Raw genomic sequence first — 20809 nt, 5'->3', positions numbered from 1 at the left:
CAATAAAAGCATCTATGCAAGATGCAAAAGAAGAGGTGAGGAGCCGACTTAACATCGAGGACGTTATTGGTGAATACGTCCAACTTAAGCGTGCCGGCCGAAACTTTAAGGGACTTAGTCCATTTTCGCAAGAAAAAACACCCAGTTTTTTTGTCAGTCCCGAAAAACATATCTGGCACGATTTTTCCAGCAACAAGGGTGGTGATATCTTTAGCTTTGTCATGGAGGTAGAAGGGTTAGATTTCCGCGGGGCGCTCGAGCATCTGGCGCGTAAAGCCGGAGTCGATTTAAGTTTGTATCAATCGAGTGCACATCAAGGGCTTGCCAAAAAGAAACGTCGGGTGCAAGAAGCGCTGAATCTAGCCGCTAATTACTACCAGCATTCCCTGCTTAAAAACCAGCACGCCTTAGAGTATGTCTTCAAAAAACGTCACCTCAGTAAGGAAATGGTGCAAGATTTTAAAATTGGCTACGCACCAAGCACCGGTGATGCGCTGAAACAGTTCCTTCTAAAAAAAGGTTTTCGTACTGATGAGCTAAAAGACGCGGGACTGCTTTCCTCACGCAGTGGCGACATGTTCCGCGGCCGCATGACGGTGCCGCTAATGGACGGCCAAGGGGAGGTGATCGGGTTTACGGCGCGGCTCATTGCCGACGATCCGAAGGCGCCGAAGTATATCAACACGCCCCAAACCATTCTATATGATAAAAGTCGTCATGTTTTTGGCCTGCACCTAGCAAAAGAAGCCATCCGGCAAGCCGATTATGCAGTGATTGTTGAAGGAAACCTCGATGTAGTCAGCAGCCACCAAGTTGGAGTGCGGCAAGTGGTGGCCACTGCCGGCACCGCACTTACCGAATACCATTTAAAAGTACTCAGTCGCCTTAGTGGTAACATCCGGCTGGCGTTTGATGCCGATCGTGCTGGGGTGGCAGCCACCGAACGCGCCATCCCAATTGCGCAAACGATTGGCGTGCAACTGGCAATCATAACCCTACCAGATGGCGCCAAAGATCCGGACGAGCTCATTCAAAATGGTCCTGATGTCTGGCAGCGAACAATTGAGGCTGCCGAACCAGCGATTGATTGGGTATTAAAGCAGTACCAAGCTCGCTACGATACTTCAACCGCCGAAGGTAAGCGCAAGTTTAGCTCTGATGCCCTCGCTCTCATTACAAAGCTAAGTGATGAAGTTGAAAAAGAGCATTACATGCAGCAAGTAGCGCAGCTCACCGGCGCTTCGATTGAGGCGTTGGCAGAAAAGGCTAAACGAACGGCAAGTCCTGCAGCAGCAACTACCCTTAAAGTGGTAAAAACTTCACCAACTGGCCCAGACCCTTATGCCTATCAGGACAACTTACTGGCCGTGTTATTATCTGATACTGCAGCCCGCGAAACCCTAAAAAAAACCAGTAGTGAGTGCTTTAATGGCTCACATCGACAAAAACTAGCCGCATTTTTAACCGCATCGCAAGCTATTTTTACCTCAGAAATCCCCGAAGACTTGCAAGAAATGTCAGATTATGTGAAAATGTTACTATTGAAAGTCGACGCCCGATACGCTGTCTGGAGCGCCCAAGAGCGCTACCACGAAGCAGCAAAACTCGTCAGACAAGTACAAACCGAACACCTTAAACAAACAAAACAGCAACTTATGCAGGCACTTCAAGAGGCTGAGATTCAGCACGACGAAGCTGCAGCCGTTAAGTTGCGCACAGAATTGAACAAATTAATTAAGGAGCAAGTGAATGCCAAAAAGTGATGAAACCAAGGACCTCCCCGTTGACGATTTTGCGGTAACAGATGATGCAATTCCAGCGCTCGATGACGATATCGAACCGATAGGTGACGAACTTGAAGAAGAGGGTTGGGAAGACGATCCTACGGCAGGCGGTTCGTATCTCGATGATATTTCCGACGACTCGGTCCGTCTTTATCTGCGCGAAATTGGTAAAATCCCCCTATTAAACCCGGAAGAAGAGCTTGAACTAGCGCAAAAAGTAGTCCAGGGAGACAAACGTGCCAAAGATAAAATGGCCGAAGCAAACATGCGATTGGTGGTATCGATTGCTAAGCGATACAGTGGCCGTGGCCTCGACTTTCTTGATTTGATTCAAGAGGGTAATACCGGCTTGCTGCGTGCGGTCGAAAAGTTTGATCCAGATAAGGGTTTTAAATTCTCGACCTACGCTACTTGGTGGATCCGCCAGGCTATCACTCGCGCTATTGCCGACCAAGCCCGGACCATCCGTATTCCGGTGCATATGGTTGAAACAATTAACAAGCTACTCCGAACACAGCGTCGTCTGACTCAGGAGCTGAACCGCGAGCCGACTATTGAGGAACTTGCCAAAGAGCTCGAGATGGAACCAGACAAGGTAGAGTATGTCATGAAAATTAAGCAGGACATCACCAGCCTTGATGCCGGTGTCGGCCGCGACGGCGAAGAAGAAGAGACATCGCTTGGTGACTTTGTTGAAGATGAAGAAGGGAAGAGCCCGGTAGATGTTGCTACGAGCCAGTTGCTCCGGGAACAAGTTCAGTCTATCCTAAGCACCCTTACCGAGCGCGAACAAAAGATCATCAAAATGCGGTTTGGCCTCGATGACGACAAAAGCCACACTCTCGAAGAAGTTGGTCAGGAATTTAGCGTTACCCGCGAGCGCATCCGCCAGATTGAAGCGAAAGCTTTAGCTAAACTGCGTAAACACAAAGACGCCAAGAAGCTGCACGAATACTTGCAGTAAGACAAGTCAACCCTAGCCAGGCAACGACAATACAAAAATCTCTCATTCAGAGAGATTTTTGTATTGATAGCGTGTTACTGTTCGTAAAACTTTATTTTACGCAGCAATGCGTCGAGCTGTTTATGTATTTCTTCAACGCTGCCATCGTTACTCAGGGTGTAATCAGCATTCGCAATCGGACCACCTTTTTCAAGGGTCTCAATTTCGGTGTAGTCGCGCAGGGCTGCTTCTTGAGGAGCCAGTGGGCGAACTGGCCGTTTGGCTAAGCGTTCGTGGCGTAGCCAGCGCGGAGCGGTAACAGCGATAATAATTGCATTATGGCCAAAATGCTTCTTGAAGTATTTATATTCCGGCCAAGTATACAATCCATCTGCTACAATGCGTAGCTGGCCAGCGTCGGCTAGGTGTTCAATCTGTTCGGCCATCATTTTAGCGTAAATGTCGTTACCACCCATAATCCGCAAATCTTCGCGAACAATTCGTTCATTCGCCTGAGTTGGTTCTAGGCCGCGGCGCTTTACTTCGTCAAGGGTAATGCCACCAAAATAGACTGAAGGATAGCCCTTTTCTTTTAAAAATTCAACGCACGAGCTTTTTCCGGCGCCAGGCATACCGACAAAAGCGATAACCAGGGGATGTTTTTTTGAAATCTGTTGCATTACGGTTTATTATACCGGTGTTTGCAGTCCTAAGCTATACTAGTAGCATGACTTATTCAAAACGGCTAGTAATTATAGACGGCAAATCGGTATTTTACCGTGGCTATTACGCAATGCCCACCCTTGCTACCAAAGACGGCACCCCGACTGGCGGTGTGTATGGCTTTGCGGTGATGGCGCTCGAGGTAGTAAAGAAACTAAAACCCGATTACGTGTGTGTTGCCTGGGACAAATCCAAAACCAATATCCGGGCTCGTCGCGAGCTGTATCCGGCGTATAAAGCCAACCGTAAGCCGGCACCGCCAGATTTTTACGAGCAAATTCCTATTTTGCAAGATCTCCTTAAGGCACTTGGTTGGCCTCTGTATGAAGCCGACGATGTCGAAGCCGACGACATTATGGGCGCTTTTGCCAAGCAAGCCGGCCAGCAGGGTATCGAAAGCTACCTAGTAACCAGTGATCTCGATGTGCTGCAGCTGGTTAATGAACACACGCACATTTATACACTCAAAAAAGGCCTCAGCAACATTGAGCTCTTTAATGTTGCATCTTTTGAACAAAAATATGGGGTGAGCGCTCAGCGATGGGTGGATGTAAAAGCCCTAAAAGGCGATAGTAGTGATAATATCCCAGGGGTGGCGGGGATTGGCGAAAAAACCGCTCTAGAATTAATCAAGACCTACCACAGCCTTGATGGGGTATATGAGCACCTCGATGAACTAAAACCGGCGCTAAAGACCAAGTTAGAAGCCGGCAAGGATATGGCTTTTTTGAGTAAAAAATTGGTCACCCTTATTACCGATATGCCGCTCCAAATTGGGCTCGAAGACTGCAAATTTAGCGGCGATATTACCCCAGAGTTCGTAGCGATGCTTCGTAAGCTTGAGTTTAAGGCTTTACTCACGCGAGTAGAGGCCCAGTTTGCCCCGGGGGCTATTCAGGCTGCCGAAGCTAAAGTGTCAACGCTTGAGTCCGCACAAGCTGTACCATTTATTGAGACTGATTTTGCCTCTGGTCAGCCACGAGTAGTTGCCCTCAGCCCCGATGCCTCTCGGCTGTGGGTAAGCAGTGGAAAAAGCAGCTTCTCAGTGGTGACGTTATTAGCTGCCGACGAGCAAACACCCCTGGATGCCGCCGGCCAATTAGAATATCGCGAAATAGCGTCAGTGCTCCAAAACGGGCAGTTAGTCGGCCACGATTTGAACCGTCTTTTCCACGCGCTACTTGATAAAGGCTACGATCTTCCCGCTAATCCCATACACGATACTAAAATTGGGGCTTTCTTGCTGAATAGCCTCGAAAGAAGCCGGGAACTGAGCGACCTAGCCGGCCAAACAATCGATATGGCAGCGCCCGAACAAGTAATTCCAGCAATCTGGGAGGCCTACACCGATCAAAAAGTCCAACTTGATGAGCTGCCGGCACTTTCTAAGCTCGCAACTGAAATCGAATTTCCAACGATTGCGCTACTTGCAAAAATTGAAGCTCGAGGAATTCTGCTTGATGTGCCGTATCTGAAGGATATGAGTGAAAAATTTGCGGTTCGCATAAAAGAGTTCGAGGCTAAGATCCACGAGCTGGCGGGTCAAGCATTCAATATCGGTTCGCCCACGCAGCTCGGCCACATTTTATTTGAAGTGCTTGGCCTGCCCACTCAGGGCGTAAAAAAAGGCAAAACTGGCTATTCTACCGGGGCAAATGAGCTCGATAAACTACGGGCATTGCACCCAATTATCGACCTTATTACGCAGTACCGCGAATACACTAAACTTAAAAGCACCTATATCGACGCCCTGCCGAAACTGGTTGATGAAAATAATCGATTGCATACTACTTTTGCGCTCGATGTTGCCGCCACCGGGCGCCTTAGTTCGCGCGATCCAAACCTGCAAAACATCCCCACCCGCACCGATATTGGTCAGGCAATCCGCAGCGCCTTCCTGCCAGCCGAGGGTAATGTGTTCGTTAGCGCCGACTATTCACAATTTGAGCTACGCCTCGCCGCGGTAATGGCCAACGACACCGAGCTACAAAAAGACTTCAACAACGGTCAAGATATCCACACAACTACGGCCGCCGAAGTCTACGGCGTACCAATAACAGAAGTAACGAAAGCCCAGCGCCGTAACGCCAAGGTGGTCAACTTCGGGGTGTTGTACGGCATGAGCCCGCATGGCTTAAGCGTGGCCACCGGCATGACCCGGGACGAAGCCAAAGCCTTCATTGATAAATACTTTGAACTCCGTGCGCCAATTCGCGCCTACATCGATCAGACGATCCAAAAAGCTATGCAAGACGGTTATGTTGAAACCCTGCTTGGTCGCCGTCGTCCAGCTCCTGATTTAAAGTCGAGCAACTTTGTTGTTCGCGAAGCTGCCAAACGGGCAGCAGCCAATATGCCAATTCAGGGCACCGAGGCCGATCTTATGAAGCTTGCTATGCTCAAGCTTGAAGAGGAGTTAGACGGTTTAGGCCAGCAGTTGCTTCAAATCCACGACTCAATCCTGGTTGAAACGCCACGCCAAAATGCCGAAAAAGTAGCTCAAATCCTTAAGCAAACCATGGAGAACATTTATCCACTGCCGGTACAGCTGAAGGTTGACGTTTCGATTGGTAATAACTGGGGTGAGCTATAAATGGAGCGCCCATTTCAAGAGCCAATGCCGTCGTTTGTTGAACTGCGCAAAAAGATCGGTTATCCAGACGTGCCAATGCCCGGGATCCGTGATTGGAATATCGATCTACCACAGTATCGGCCGACTTATTACACTGCCGAGAAGGTGCAACAACACGCCAGCCAGCCTGAAACTCCTAACTGGCACGCATTAACATTCCGAAGCTATGAAGGTGAGGTACAGCGCGATGCTCTTGGCCGTCCGCTTAACCCTGCAGGACGGACCGGTATTGAAGGTCGTGGAAAGTTATGGAAGTGGGGACCAAATTTCGCTAGCGACGCCATTCTAACGCGCGAGATCGATAGTCAGATTGAGGCGCTGGTTATTGAACGGCAAGATACAGGTCAGCTAGCATTTCCGGGCGGGTTTGATGAAGGTCAAGATTCGCGCCAGTCTGCCGAAAGAGAGCTGTTTGAAGAAGCAAGAATTTCCTATAATATGCTACAATCTGAACCGTTGTTTGTTGGCGTGGCGGCAACTTCACTACGGAACACTGATAATGCCTGGATCGAAACAGCCGCGCATTATGCTCATGTTGGAAAAGAGGGGCAGCTACTCGTTCCTCGCCCGGCCGATGACGCGAAGAGTGCGATGTGGTTGCCACTGGCAGCTATAGACATTTGCCGTATGAGCGATGCGCACGCGAGCTATACCGTGCTATTAAAAAACAGATTTGGAATGACGGCCTAACTAGAAATGGAGTCGAGATGCCTGAACTACCCGAAGTCGAAACTGTCCGGCGTGGTCTTGAACGATTGATCGTTAACAAAACTATCAAAGCAGAAGAGCACGATACCCAAAAAGGTTTCCCGAATAATCCTGAAGAAGTGGCCCAATTTTTAATTGGGGCGACGATTACCGCTGTTCGCCGACGGGCCAAAGTACTCTTAATCGATTTATCAACTGGCTATAGTTTGTTGGTGCACCTCAAAATGACCGGCCAGATGGTCTACGTTGATGACGCCGCTCGCTTTGGCGCCGGGCACCCAAACGATAGCTTAATTCACGAACTTCCCGATCGTTCTACTCGCGTCACGTTAACCCTTAAAGAAGGTGGCAAGCTCTTTTTTAACGACCAGCGTAAGTTTGGTTGGATGAAGCTTTTACCTACTGAGTTAATTATGGAAACACCATTCATGCAAAAAGTCGGCCCAGAGCCGCTTGAAGCAACTTTTACAGACGAAGTGTTTATAAGCCGGGTGCGTCGCCGAAAAAACTCGCCGATTAAAGCCGCCCTTCTCGACCAATCGGTGCTTGCTGGCATCGGTAATATTTATGCGGACGAAGGCCTTTGGGGTGCAAAAATCCATCCTTCTACCTTAGTCCGCGATGTGACCGATAAGCAGTTGCGCGAGTTAAGAACTGAATTACAAACCGTTTTAAAGCTCGCTATCGAAAAAGGCGGTTCAACCGATAGAAATTACGTTAACGCCGAAGGAAAAAAGGGGAGTTACATGGATTTCGCTCGGGTATTCAGAAAAGAGAATACGCCTTGCCCGCGCTGCGGCATGACCATCATGAAAACTCGCGTAGCCGGGCGAGGGACGCATATTTGCTTGCACTGCCAGCCGGAGCCACAGCATGCTTAGTTATATTTTTGGTCCGAACACATTTATTATTCACTCAGCAATCGAACAGTTAATTCAGTCACATCCAGCAGGCGAGCTGGTAAAACTTGATGGCGAAACACTCGAACCAAGCGGGCTACCAGAAGTTTTTCAAGGCCAATCCTTATTTGCTCAGCATCGGCTAGTAATTTTAAAGAGCGTAAACGCCAACGCCAAGTTATGGCAAGCCTTAGAGCAGTGGATCGACCGCATCCCAGAGGATACCCATATTGTTATTGTCGCACCTCACCCCGATAAGCGCACCAAAACCCATAAAGCCCTCCTAAAGAAGGCGCACAAAATCGAAGCTAACGAACTTACCGAGCAGCAAGCAATCGAATGGGTGGCAAAACTCGCAGAAGCCGCCGGCAAGAAACTTAGTAGCAAAGCTGCACGGTTATTAGTTGAAAGGGTAGGCACAGACCAATGGCAGCTGCGGCACGCCTTTGAAAAGCTGCTTCTCAGTGATGCTTTTGATGAGGAAACTATTAAAAAAATCATTGAGGCGGTACCACAGGCGAATGCTTTTGCTGTCCTCGACGCTTTACTCGCCAAAAAATCTTCCGAGCTTACTGACGTGCTCGCTGTACTAAAAACCAGCGAAGATCCGTATCGTTTTTTTGGCTTGCTCGCCCAACAGCTCTTTCAATTGGCGCTTGTGGGTGAAGCGCCACAAAAAAGTGCAGACGAAATAGCTAAAGCGATAGATGCACATCCATATCCGATCAAAAAAATGCAGGCAAGTGCCAAACGTCTGTCGCCCCAAGAGATAAAACAAATGCTCCACGAACTCGTGCGGCTCGACGATCAATTAAAAACTTCTTCAGGCGAGCCCTGGCTCCTGATTGAAAAAGCGCTTTATAAAATGATGCCATAAAAAATACTCCACTGGGGAGAGATGGAGTATTTTTTGGAAGAGAAGATTATTTTTCTTCAGTTTTCTTTGGCTTTTTAGTTTCAGCGGTCTTTTTCTTGGTGTCAGCTTTTGCAGTAGTGGTCTTCTTGGCAGCAGGTTTTTTAGCAGGTGCTTCGTCTGCGGTCTTCTTTTTGCTGCTTCCAAGCTTCACGCCAGCTTCTTTGGCGGCTTTCGCTAGCTGTGCCTTGCGGCGCGAGACGGTATTCTTTTTCAAAAGCTTCTTCTTAACGGCGGTGTCAAGTTCGCTTTGTGCGGCACTCAAAGTTTCGGCGCTCGGGTTAGCGAAAAAAGCCTTCACGGCACCTTTAATGTCACGCTTAATCGCGACGTTACGCGCGCGTCGTTTCGCCGTCTGTTTCATTCGCTTAATGGCTGATTTAATAAGTGGCATATGTGGTTGTTATTTCCTTTACTACCTTTAAAAAGTAATGACTATAATCAGGGCTACTATAGCGGAGAACTGATAAAATGTAAAGTATTGATAAATTTTTGAGCGGCCAGTCTACAGTTCTTGCAGACTGGCCGAATACTACTCAAGCGTCACAGTGGTGCCTGTAACTTTGCGCTTGATATCTTCAGTCAACGAGTTGACGCTAAATGTTGCTTGCCACTCGCCATCTGCCCACACCGTCAATATTCCCTGAGGTGCGTCGTAACTGGCGTCATCTACCCATTTGCTTTGGTCGAGCGGCAGTTTTTCTGGTCATTCGCTGCCAAAATACTCAAGGTATTTCCTTAGTTGAGCGGCTCCGCTACCTGTGGTCACTACATCCCGCGGACGTGCGTTCATCCTGTGAGCCTTTCTTAGATAAAACTCTCAAGGTTACTCAGCCACTGTAGCAAAGTCTAGGCAAAAGCTGTAATTGACAACCTATAAGATTTTATGATAAGGTAAGACAAAATACGAACAAATAAACAGTAATTTAAGGTAATGTATGGACGGTAATGCCAAGCAGCAAATCGTAGAACGTATCAAGGGCGCGACGAATATTCTCGTAACGGTGAGCCGAAACCCCACCGTCGATGAATTGTCGGCCGCTTTAGCGCTCTCGTTTGTGCTTAATAAGCTGGACAAGCATGCCACGGCAGTCTTTAGTGGCCAAATTCCACCGGCCATTACTTTCCTTGAGCCCAAAAAGACCTTCGAGAGTACAGTTGATAGCCTTCGAGATTTTATTATTGCCCTCAATAAAGAAAAAGCTGATCGCTTGCGCTACAAAGTGGAAGACGACGTCGTACGCATCTTTATTACTCCTTATAAAGCCACCATTACCAACAAAGACCTGCAGTTTAGCCAGGGTGATTTTAATGTTGAAGTCATTATCGCGCTTGGTGTCGAAAAACGCGACGATCTTGACACGGCCATCACCGCTCACGGTCGTATTCTTCACGATGCGACAATCATTACCATCAACGACAGCGGTCAAAAAAACGACCTCGGTGCCATTGACTGGCACGATCCAACTGCCAGCAGCTTAAGTGAAATGCTGATGAGCCTCACCGAAGATCTTCAGAAAAACATCATTGACGAACAGATCGCTACGGCACTGCTAACGGGTATTGTGGCTGCTACCCAGCGCTTTAGCAACACCCGCACCACACCAAAGGTCATGACCATGGCCGCTCAGCTTATGGGCGCTGGCGCCAACCAGCAATTGATTGCCGCTCGGCTTGAAGAAGCCCACGAAATCCCCGAGCAAGAAAAAGTCGAAAAAGACGGCTCAACTAGCTTGCCTGAAGGCGCCTCAAAAAAGCTTAAAAAAGAAGAGCAGTCAAAGTCACCTGATGGGGAAATACGTGTGGCGCATGAGCTAGCTGAAAAGTCAGACACTAAAGAAGCGGCTCCTACGACACCGGTTCAACCTGAGGCTGAACTTAAGCCCGAGACAGCTGCCCCGGTTCCAACAATCGCCGATCTAGAAGCGGGCGCAAAAGCGCAAACCGAAAAGCCAAAGGACCAAGCGCAAAAACAAAAGCCTCGTCCTCCTAAGAATAAGCATTCTATTTCGCCCGCTCAATCAGCTTCGTGGCGCGACCAAGAAGTCACCCAGCCGGCGCTTGGCGGTACGTTAAACGCCACTACCGAAGAGGCAGCTGAAGAAAAGCGCCGCACCGAAGAAGACGAACGCAACAATATTATCTTGTCGCATGACAAACCAAGCCTGACCGAAACAATACAACAGCAAGCCCCAATTAATGCCTATGCCCCCGGTGCACAAGAGTTTGAACCACCAACCGTTGATCCGTTTGCGCAATCACCGAAGCAAAAAGCTCCTGAAAAGAAAAAAGCACCATCAATCGCAGATCTAGAAGCCGAAGCGCATGCTCACGCCCCCGCAAAGGAAGAAAAAACCAATGACGTACGCGCTGACATCGAGAAGGCGCTCAATGAAGCACCATTTAATCCGGCCCATCAACCCGTTGAAAGCTTAGGCGCCCAAGAATTGCCAGTAGTTGAGAAAACCGCTGCAGCAGAACCAGCTCCAGTGATGACTCCCGAGCCAGCGCCTGCACCTAAAGTAGAAGTTCCAGCACCTGCATCTGCTATGCCTGGCGTACCCCAAGCGCAATCAGCAGCGCAAGCAGATGACTTAATGTTGCCGCCTCCGCCACCACTGCCTGATTTCTCGACCCTACCGCCACTCCCGCCGCTGCCCGAAGTGCCCGCTGCCACGCCAGTGGCTCAGCCGCCCGTGTTGCCTCCTCTTCCAGAGATAACGCCACAGGCGCCTAGTGTGCCAGCTGCACCAGCACCGAGTACGCCATCAGCACCAGCGGCCCCTTCGCTACCAGAACAAGCACCGCCCAAAAAAAGCGACGACCCATCAGAATTTAAGATTCCCGGGATGTAATCTTGCCAATTAGCGCGACTAATACTGCCGATCCGGTAATGGATGGCATGCTGCTTATCGATAAACCAAGCCAGATGACGAGTTTTGGCGTGGTGGCACGGGTGCGCCGTCGACTTTCTGAAGTTGCCAACAAAAAGATCAAGGTTGGCCATACCGGCACACTCGACCCTTTCGCAACTGGTTTAATGGTGCTTCTAGTGGGTCCGGCTTGCAAGCGGGCTGGCGAGTTAAGTAAGCTTGATAAAGTTTATGAGGCTGCTATTACGCTTGGGAAAACAAGCACCACTGGCGACCCAGAAGGCGAAATAACCGAAGTTACTGATGCACCGGTTCCCACAAAACAGGAAGTCGAGGCAGCGCTTCAAGCCTTTACAGGCGAAATTATGCAAGTTCCACCGATGTTTTCGGCAATCAAAATCAATGGTCAACGTGCCTATAAACTTGCGCGGCAAGGTGAAACTGTTGAAATTCCGGCCCGAAAAGTCACCATTTACCAGCTCGAACTCATCGATTACGCTTATCCAATGCTAAAAATTCGAGCCCACGTTTCCAGCGGCACCTACATCCGCACCCTAGCCCAAGATATTGGTGAACGGCTACACACCGGCGCCTACTGTCATCAGCTCCGCCGTACAGCAGTAGGGAAGTGGCATCTTTCAGAGGCGGTAGAGATAGAGGCTGCCGCTCAGTCTTTGCGTGCCTTAGAATAGCCTCGTTTAATTATTTTTTGCGAATAAGGTATAGTACTTGCTGAAGTCCACACAAAGGGGTTCTAATGACCGACGCACCTAGCCAGCACGATGTCCGCTACGATTTGCCGGATTCTTTGCAAGTCACCCTCGGCTGACCTGCTATAGCGATGAGTGCAACGGCGCAACTTGCTTGGCGCAGCCATACATGACACAGGAAGACTTTGATCAAAAAGTTCGCGTGTTCATTAGTGAGCATCCCCCAGGGATGGTGTTGTCATAGCCTATGGTGAGGGGAAGCCTTTGCCCGTTTCACAATTGATCAGAGGCTAACGCTGATGGACATAAGGTTCTGTTATAACTAAAGAACCTTATGTCCCAATCCATCTATATTGAGACGTTTCGATAATTAGGAAGTTGAACTCCTTGTAAAACAACCAATAATCTGATAGCATTGTAAAGATATGATTACTCGTGAGAACAAAGTTACAGCAATTGCCAACGCGCAGCTTCACAAGGGCGATGTCGGGTCACCTCAGGTGCAGGCGTCGGTTTTGACGAAGCGTATTAACGAAGTAACTGAACACCTCAAGGTACACAAGCATGATTTTATGGCTCGTCGAGGCCTTCTGCAGATGGTCGGTCGTCGCAAACGACTCCTAAAGTATCTTGAGCAAAAAGACTTCGAAGCATACCGCGCGATTGTCGCAAAACTAGGACTCCGCAAATAATAGCGGGGTCTTTAGTTTAATGGCCATATTACATATAATTCGCTATACTAGTAGCGTAACTAAACCAAGCGGCGGCTGATAAGTGGTGGATGCAGAATCTAACAAAGCAGATCCTACACCCGTTACTTATAGCGCCGCTACAAAGGAGACGAAAAATGGCAACTATTAATCCATTCGGAAAAGACATTGTTAAGGTTGTCGGCGAATTTGCTGGACAAACTATTACGCTTGAAGCAAACCGATTGGCCTTTCAGGCTGATGGTGCCGTCACGGTAACCATGGGTGATACCGTTGTGCTCGGTATCGTTACTTCTGGCCCAGTCAACCCGAACCTCGATTACTTCCCCTTGAGTATCGATTACGAAGAAAAAATGTACGCCGCCGGCAAAATTAGCGGCAGTCGATTTATTAAGCGCGAGGGCCGCCCTAGCGAAGAAGCTATTTTAGCCGGTCGTTTAATCGATCGCCCTATTCGACCGCTGTTTCCAAAAGGCTACCGCAATGAATTACAGGGTATTGCAACAGTTTTAAGCCTTGACCCGCAAATTAGGCCCGACATGGTGGCGATGATCGCTGTTTCAAGCGCGATGCTGCTGGCTGGCGTGCCGTTCGATGGCCCAGTAGCCGGTGCGCGCATCGGCTTGGTTAACGGTAAGCTCATTGCTCAGCCGCAAACCGATGTTTTAGCAACCAGCGACCTTGACCTTGTTGTAGCGGGCACCAAAGACGCCGTTATGATGGTTGAAGCCGGCGCTAATCAGGTTGATGAAGCCACAATGGTAGAAGCCATTCGCTTGGCTCATGAAACCATCCAGCCCGTGCTTGCTCTACAAGAAGCTTTAGCTGAAAAAGTTGGTGTTACCAAAAAAGAATACGAATTATATCTGCCCGATGAAAGCCGCGAAGAAAAAGTCAAAGCTTTTCTTAAAGGCAAGCTTGGCGAGAACGTCCGTGGTGGTTTTCAAGAGCGACGGGCTGCACTTAAGGCGCTCGAGGATGCGCTATTTGAAGAATTTGTCCCCAGCGATGCTGACCACGCTGAAAAATTTGCCTGGCACGAAGCTTTTGATGCTCTTATTAAAAAAGAAGTACGCCGCGGCATACTTGAAGATGGCGTTCGGCCCGATGGTCGCAAGCCAGAAGAAATCCGCCCGCTTTCCAGCGAGGTTGGCGTATTACCACGAACCCATGGTTCGAGTATTTTTACGCGGGGTACCACTCAGGCGCTGAACATCACCACGCTGGCTCCACTCAGTTACGCCCAGATGGTCGACACCATGGAACTCGACACCGAGCGCCGCTTTATTCACCACTACAACATGCCCGGCTATACTGTAGGTGAAGTTCGTCGTCTTGGTAGCCCTGGTCGTCGCGAAATTGGCCACGGTGCTCTTGCCGAACGAGGGTTACGCGCGGTTATTCCAAGCGAGGAAGAATTTCCTTATACCATCCGGACGGTTTCAGAGATCCTAAGTTCCAACGGTTCTACCAGTATGGCCAGTGTCTGTTCGAGCTGTCTTAGCTTAATGGATGCCGGCGTGCCAATTAAAGCGCCAGTTAGCGGTATTGCCATGGGCCTCGTCACTGATGGTAAGGACAAGTCAATTATTCTAAGCGACATTCAAGGCACCGAAGATTTTGCCGGTGATATGGACTTCAAGGTAGTTGGTACCAACCAGGGCATTACCGCATTACAGATGGACATCAAAATTAAGGGTATTACCCCCGAGCTCATGGCCCGGGCGCTTGAACAAGCTAAGAAGGGCCGGTTGCACATTCTCGAGCACATGCTCACCACAATCGCCGAACCCCGCAAAACCATCAGCCAGTACGCGCCCCGTATTGAGAAACTTATCATCAATCCAGAGAAAATCGGGGCGGTTATTGGTAAAGGCGGTGAGGTAATCAACAAGATTACATCAGAAACTGGCGCTGAAATTGACATCAAAGATGACGGCTTGGTAACAATCTCAGCTGTCGACACCGCCTCGATTGAAAAAGCCCTTGATTGGGTAAGGGCACTCACCGAGGAGCCTGAGGTCGGAAAGATTTATAAGGGGGAAGTGGTAAAAATCATGGACTTTGGTGCCTTCGTAAACATCATGCCTGGTATCGATGGCATGGTGCACATTTCACAGCTCGCCGACCACCGAGTTGAGAAGGTGACTGATATCTTGCGCGAAGGGCAAACCGTTACCGTCAAATTGATGGCTATCGACGAAAAAGGTCGCTTAAATCTTTCAATGAAAGACGTTGACCAGGCGTAGCTAGTAAAAGCTTTCCGTCTGTGCTACAATAGAGGGTAGCTAGAAAGAGGTGCTGCAAGCGGCAATTCACTTCTGCTCTCCTTTACTTGTAACATGAATGATAAAGATAATGTCACGATTTACCGATAGGGCGGCGAAAAACGCATATTTGATTTTTGGAGTCATAGTCATACTGCGGCCATTCGTTGAGATTGTCATTCTCAAGCGACAAGATCTAGGAGCGATAGTCGGCGTCACGCTTATCAATGCCGTCACGGCAGCGGCGGCGGTGTACGCGCTTGAAAGATTGGTAACGAAAAAATGACCATCAAAAAACAAACTCTTCTTGATCAAATTAAGGCAGATATTCTCAACCAGAATATCTGCCCAGATTTGGCCAAGACAGCTACTAACTTAGTAATGGGCGATGGTAACGTCAATGCCAAGATCGTTTTTATCGGTGAAGCGCCTGGCAAGAACGAAGACCAACAAGGCCTGCCATTTGTAGGCGCGGCCGGAAAGTTCTTAAACGAAATGCTGGCAAGCATACAGCTTGAGCGCCAAGACATTTACATTACAAATATTGTAAAATACCGACCACCAAACAATCGCGACCCGCTGCCAGATGAGAAAAAGGCTTTTTGGCCATTTCTCGTCCGACAGCTCGACGTGATTGAGCCTGAAATCATTGTGACGCTCGGTCGCCATAGTATGGAGTACTTTTTACCTGGCATGAAGATAAGTCAGATCCATGGCGAACCAAAGCGCATCACTATAGGGAAGCGAAAAACGGTCATTGTGCCGCTTTTTCATCCGGCAGCTGCACTTTATAACGGCAGTCTTCGCCAAACGCTTCTTGATGATTTTTCACGCATTCCAAAAATAATAACCCTTATAGAAAGTGAAAGGAATAACTAACTTATGGGACAACGACGACTAGGAGAGCCACAAGGTGACGATCTCCGCAAACGACATAATGGGCAGCAAAAACAACGCCCGCAACAACAAAATACCGTACTAGCAAAAACCAGCACTCGCCGCGGCGAAGCGCAACGGGCGCAGCGCCGCACCAGCGAGAATGTTAATACGATTGCCTCACAGCACGTGATTAATATTCCGGTAAACAAATCGGTCTATAATGGCTATGGCGGCCGCCAATTTAGTATGGCCGATCAACGAAAGCCACGACCGAACGGCGCCCCAACTCTAAAAGTTATCCCGATCGGTGGCCTGGGCGAAATGGGTATCGGGAAAAACATGATGGCACTCGAATACGATAATGACATTATTGTTATCGATATGGGGTTTCTTTTTCCCGGTGCCGATTACCCGGGTATTAACTACATCGTACCAGACATCGCCTATCTTGAAGAGCGCAAGCACAAGATTCGCGGCCATGTATTTACCCACGGCCACCTCGACCACATTGGGGCTTTCCGCCATTTAATCCATCGCATCCCGGCTCCTGTGTATGCATCAAAATTTACCATGGGCATGCTTGAAAAAACTATGGAAGAAGCGACCAGCGGCTTTACGCCCGACATGAATGTCATGAATCCGGATATTCATGAAAAAGTGCAGCTTGGTGATAGCTTCTCGATCGAGCTTGTGCGTGTGAATCACTCGATCCCAGATGCAACCGCAGTTGTTATCCGTACCCCCGTTGGCGTTTTGGTGCATACTGGCGACTGGCGCTTTGAAGACAAGCCGGTTGACGGTCACGTGTTTGATTTAGCTCGTCTCACCGAGATTGCTTCGAAAGAAGGCATTCTTCTGCTGATGAACGAAAGCACTAACTGTGAATCGGAAGGTACTCATACTCATGGGGAATTTGATATTAAACAGAGTTTCCAAGAGATTATGGATCGGCATCCGAATAACCGCTTGATTATTTCCAGCTTCTCCAGTCAAATCCACCGTATCCAGATGATTCTGGAGGCGGCGCATGCACACGGGCGCAAAGTTGCGTTTGCGGGGTATAGTATGATCCAAAACCTCGAAGTTGCCTTGCGCTCAGGGGTCATAAAAGTACCAAAAGATACCATCATGAAAATGGAAGATATCATTAAGATGCCCGATGGCAAAGTGACGATTGTCTGTACCGGCTCGCAGGGTGAGTTTAATGCCGTGCTCAACCGCATGGCTAGCGGCGCTCACAAGCACATCAAGGTAAAAAGCACCGATTTAATCGTGCTGAGCTCAAACCCAATTCCGGGTAACGAAAAGTACGTGGTCCGCACCGTTGATGGCCTGATGCGCGAAGGTTCGGATGTCTTCCAAAATGGCAAGTCACATCTTGATAACACCGGCCCATTGCACCTTTCGGGTCACGGCTATTACGACGACCACGTCAAGTTCATCAATGCGCTTAATCCGAAATTCTACCTACCAATTCACGGCGAGTTCCACATGCTTGTACATAACGCCGAGTTAGCCGAAAAAGAATGCGGCATTCCGAAGGAAAACATCTTTGTGTGCGATTCGGGTGACGTTTTGGAAATTACCCACGAAAAAACAGCTAAAAAGAGCGGCCGTATACCTGTGGGTGGTGTTATGTATGATGATAGCGGCGCCGAGGTAAGTGAGATTGTCCTCAAAGACCGTCTTCACATGGCAAATGAGGGGATGTTTGTGGTGGTGCTGACTGTTAGTCGCCAAAACGGCCGACTGCTTACCAGCCCAGATATCATTTCGCGCGGATTTATTTACCTCCGCGATAGTGAAGAGTTGATGAATCTTATTCGGCAGTATTTGAAGCAGAAGGTTGCCCGTAGCTTTGGGGGGCGCAAGCCAGATCTCGATGTCTTGAAAAAAGAACTCAAAGATGAGATCACCCATATTTTGTACGACCAAACGCACCGCACACCAATTGTGATCCCAGTTATTAACGAAATCAACCCACAACAGGCTACAGCACCCCAGCCACCGCGCGATGCCCAAAAGCCAGTTCGGCTGCCAAAGAAACCGCTTTACCAGAAGCACGAAAAGCCAGTGGTTACGGATGAAGTAGGTGCCTAAGATAAAGCCACTAATAGGTGTATAAATAAAAGAGCCCCGAGACCGATAGGGTCTATCGTTCTCGGGGTTTTTTGCACTTGCAGCCTCCTTGGTAGAAATGCTGGCCCTATACGGTGGCAATAGGGATCGTAAGGCTTGATTCCGAGCTTACGTGCCGCTCGCGCACCGATAGTGGTTTCATCACCGGCGCTTGTTACGTAGGAGAAACCCAACCACAGGACAACTCCAGTCAAGCCAAGCAAAGCGAGCAAGCCCAACACGAGCCAGCGCATACGCATAACTCCTCCTCGCGACTAAGACCTTTCGAAGCCTATTTATATCATATCATAAATTCTTATTTATACTAATATCAATATCGAAGATTTATTATATGATATGTATTGCTTTTTATTGTAATTAGTACTATAATAAGCATAAGAACTACCTCGACATAAACAGGGGTAGGGCGTATAATAAAGATATCTATGCCAAAAAAGAAAAAAACATCGAAAAAAACCGCTAAATCTGCTCATCACAGCTTGCCTTCGGGTTTCTGGTCGCAAGTTGGAGCAATACTCTTGATCGCCATTGCGGTGCTGTTGGTTATTGGGATGTTCCAAGCTGGCGGACCAATTGTTGCGTGGTTGTATGAAGCTGGCCTGAAAACCGTTGGGTGGGCGATTTACGTGGTGCCGGTGCTATTTGTGTTTGTGGCGGTGAAAATATTTCAGGCAGAGAACAATCGCCTGCCGGGTATTATGCAATTTGCGACGGGTTTGCTGCTGGTCTGGATTGCTGGTTTTCTGAACTTATTTATAAACGACCCCAAGAGCCTTGATACTTCGTTGGCACTCCAGGGCGGTGGCTTTGCTGGCTGGTTGGTCGACCAAGGTTTACTGGCGCTGCTCAACACAACCACCGCCGGGTTTGTGCTGGTAATACTCATCTTCATTACTAGCCTGTTCGTGCTTCGTATCTCACCGATTAGCGTGATTCGGGCTATTGCCGATGCCTTTAAGCAGGACGAAAATTCCATTGAAGTTAAAAATGCGCTCACAGCTCGCCGAATAGCAGAAGCCGAAACCAGAAAAGCTGCGCCGATTGGTGAGCTAAAATTAAACGAAGGTGTGCCGACACTGTCGAGCAGCCACGATGAGCCCGAAAAAACCAAGCCATCGCGACTTTCTACCTTGCGCGGCAGTGTTGAACGCGATAAGGCGGCCGAGGAACAATCCGCTCTCACCACCGCCAGCGACCCCAATTGGCAACCGCCAAGCCTTGAACTGCTTGAAAAGAAACAAAGCCCGGCCGACGCTGGTGATGTAAAGCATAATGCCCAGACTATTAAAGATACTTTGGCAGAATTTAACATTGATGTTGAGATGGAAGGGGCAAATATCGGGCCAAAAGTAACCCAGTATACCCTAAAGCCACCGAGTGGCGTAAAACTTACCCGCATCACTGCGCTCGAGACCAACATCGCACTTAATCTAGCGGCACAAAGCTTGCGTATTGAAGCGCCGATTCCTGGGCAGCGAGCGGTTGGTATTGAGGTGCCAAACCGTAAAGCGGCCGACGTTCGTTTGCACGGTATTCTTAGCGCCAAGCAGTGGAATACGTCAAAGGAGCCCTTAGCATTCGCGGTCGGTAAAGATATTGCTGGCGATGCGGTGGTAGGCGAACTTAATAAAATGCCGCACTTACTGATTGCTGGGCAAACTGGTTCGGGTAAGTCGGTCATGATCAACACGCTGCTCACCAGCCTGCTGTACCGCAATAGCCCGGCCGACATGAAGCTTATTTTAGTCGACCCAAAGCAAGTAGAAATGGCCCCTTACGAAGATATCCCGCATCTTTTGACGCCAATTATTACCGATCCCGAAAAATGCATCAGTGCCCTAAAATGGGCAGTCAATGAAATGGAGCGACGTTACAGCTTGCTTGCGGGCGAAAAACTGCGCGATATTAAAAGCTACAACCAGCGCAAACGCGAAGAAAGCATGCCCTACATCGTTGTGGTAATCGATGAGTTAGCCGATCTTATGATGCTGGCGGCGCGCGACGTCGAAGCGTTGATTGTTCGTTTGGCGCAAAAAGCCCGAGCCGTTGGTATTCACTTAGTGCTCGCGACGCAGCGCCCGAGTGTCGATGTTATTACTGGTTTGATCAAAGCCAATGTGCCGGCCCGAATTGCCTTTACCGTTGCTAGCCAGGTCGATAGTCGAACGATTCTTGATCAAATTGGTGCCGAAAAACTGCTCGGTCAAGGTGATATGTTGCTGTTAACCCCAGGCATGAGCAAACCCAAGCGTATTCAAGGTGCTTGGGTAATGGATGAAGAAGTCGTAAAAATAACCGATCACCTCCGCATGCAGCAAGCACCGCAATACGACGATGAAATTATTGCCCAGCCGGTTCAGCTGAACGGTAAGGGTGGCGTCGTAATGGACTTCGACGGCGGCAACGATGACGATATGTATAAAGAAGCGGTGCGGGTAGTCGTTGAAAGCGGGAAGGCTAGCGCCAGTTTATTACAGCGGCGCTTACGGGTTGGCTATGCCCGGGCTGCTCGCTTAATCGAAACCATGGAAGAACAGGGGATCATTGGCCCGGCTGATGGCGCCCGGCCGCGTGAGGTATTAATCAGCAGTCTCGACGACCTCTCGACAGCGGAAGCCTAATAGCTTAC

The 20809-nt window shown here is 49.0% G+C and carries 16 protein-coding genes; 14 read left to right on the top strand and 2 right to left on the bottom strand.

Going from position 1 to position 20809, the window contains the following annotated elements; genetic code table 11:
* Positions 1-14 precede the first annotated feature (14 nt).
* Both dnaG and rpoD read left to right on the top strand, forming a co-directional pair.
* Positions 15-1763, top strand: coding sequence for a DNA primase (gene dnaG, locus VD907_05490; GenBank protein HYG84301.1), 1749 nt, complete (start codon positions 15-17; stop codon positions 1761-1763).
* Positions 1750-2748, top strand: a complete 999-nt coding sequence (gene rpoD / locus VD907_05485; protein ID HYG84300.1) for an RNA polymerase sigma factor RpoD — start codon at positions 1750-1752, stop codon at positions 2746-2748. The genes dnaG and rpoD overlap by 14 nt, the downstream gene beginning before the upstream one ends.
* A 74-nt stretch (positions 2749-2822) precedes the next feature.
* Here rpoD and VD907_05480 read toward each other — a convergent pair whose 3' ends face one another.
* On the bottom strand, positions 2823-3407 hold the full coding sequence (locus VD907_05480) for an AAA family ATPase (protein HYG84299.1): 585 nt from the start codon (positions 3405-3407) through the stop codon (positions 2823-2825).
* A 47-nt stretch (positions 3408-3454) separates the two neighbouring features.
* On the opposite strand from VD907_05480, the gene polA reads away from it, so the two are divergent.
* From polA to holA, 4 genes are read left to right on the top strand one after another with little or no spacing between them, the layout of a single operon-like run.
* Complete coding sequence (gene polA, locus VD907_05475; protein ID HYG84298.1) at positions 3455-6043, top strand: DNA polymerase I; 2589 nt, start codon at positions 3455-3457, stop codon at positions 6041-6043.
* A complete protein-coding gene (locus tag VD907_05470) occupies positions 6044-6772 on the top strand; it encodes an NUDIX domain-containing protein (GenBank protein ID HYG84297.1) in 729 nt (242 codons plus the stop codon).
* Between the two features lie 17 nt (positions 6773-6789).
* Positions 6790-7671 (top strand): bifunctional DNA-formamidopyrimidine glycosylase/DNA-(apurinic or apyrimidinic site) lyase, encoded by an 882-nt coding sequence (gene mutM / locus VD907_05465; protein ID HYG84296.1) that lies wholly within the window; start codon positions 6790-6792, stop codon positions 7669-7671.
* Positions 7664-8566: a DNA polymerase III subunit delta gene (gene holA, locus VD907_05460; protein ID HYG84295.1), complete on the top strand. Its 903-nt coding sequence runs from the start codon at positions 7664-7666 to the stop codon at positions 8564-8566. The genes mutM and holA overlap by 8 nt, the downstream gene beginning before the upstream one ends.
* Before the next feature lie 46 nt (positions 8567-8612).
* On the opposite strand, the gene rpsT is transcribed toward holA, so the two are convergent.
* A complete protein-coding gene (gene rpsT, locus VD907_05455; GenBank protein HYG84294.1) occupies positions 8613-8996 on the bottom strand; it encodes a 30S ribosomal protein S20 in 384 nt (127 codons plus the stop codon).
* 544 nt (positions 8997-9540) lie between these two features.
* Between rpsT and VD907_05450 the strand changes: the two genes are divergently transcribed.
* The 8 genes from VD907_05450 to VD907_05415 all read left to right on the top strand — a co-directional run bounded on the left by VD907_05450 (position 9541) and on the right by VD907_05415 (position 20801).
* Complete coding sequence (locus tag VD907_05450; GenBank protein ID HYG84293.1) at positions 9541-11457, top strand: hypothetical protein; 1917 nt, start codon at positions 9541-9543, stop codon at positions 11455-11457.
* Positions 11458-11459: 2 nt separating this feature from the next.
* Positions 11460-12167, top strand: a complete 708-nt coding sequence (truB, locus tag VD907_05445) for a tRNA pseudouridine(55) synthase TruB (protein HYG84292.1) — start codon at positions 11460-11462, stop codon at positions 12165-12167.
* Between the two features lie 443 nt (positions 12168-12610).
* Entirely contained in the window at positions 12611-12877 is a 267-nt protein-coding gene (rpsO, locus tag VD907_05440; GenBank protein ID HYG84291.1) for a 30S ribosomal protein S15, read from the top strand.
* Between the two features lie 155 nt (positions 12878-13032).
* Positions 13033-15144, top strand: a complete 2112-nt coding sequence (gene pnp / locus VD907_05435; protein HYG84290.1) for a polyribonucleotide nucleotidyltransferase — start codon at positions 13033-13035, stop codon at positions 15142-15144.
* A 109-nt stretch (positions 15145-15253) separates the two neighbouring features.
* Positions 15254-15448 (top strand): hypothetical protein, encoded by a 195-nt coding sequence (locus VD907_05430; GenBank protein HYG84289.1) that lies wholly within the window; start codon positions 15254-15256, stop codon positions 15446-15448.
* Positions 15445-16041, top strand: coding sequence for a uracil-DNA glycosylase (locus VD907_05425; GenBank protein ID HYG84288.1), 597 nt, complete (start codon positions 15445-15447; stop codon positions 16039-16041). Before VD907_05430 ends, VD907_05425 begins: the two co-directional genes overlap by 4 nt.
* A 3-nt stretch (positions 16042-16044) precedes the next feature.
* On the top strand, positions 16045-18141 hold the full coding sequence (locus VD907_05420; protein ID HYG84287.1) for a ribonuclease J: 2097 nt from the start codon (positions 16045-16047) through the stop codon (positions 18139-18141).
* A gap of 464 nt (positions 18142-18605) precedes the next feature.
* A complete protein-coding gene (locus VD907_05415; GenBank protein HYG84286.1) occupies positions 18606-20801 on the top strand; it encodes a DNA translocase FtsK 4TM domain-containing protein in 2196 nt (731 codons plus the stop codon).
* Positions 20802-20809: the final 8 nt, after the last annotated feature.

It is taken from the genome of Verrucomicrobiia bacterium, from assembly GCA_035629335.1.
Taxonomy (GTDB): domain Bacteria; phylum Patescibacteriota; class Saccharimonadia; order Saccharimonadales; family Saccharimonadaceae; genus DASUUR01.
The sequence above is the reverse complement of the archived record's forward strand: the minus strand, read 5'-3'. Positions and strand labels throughout refer to the sequence as shown.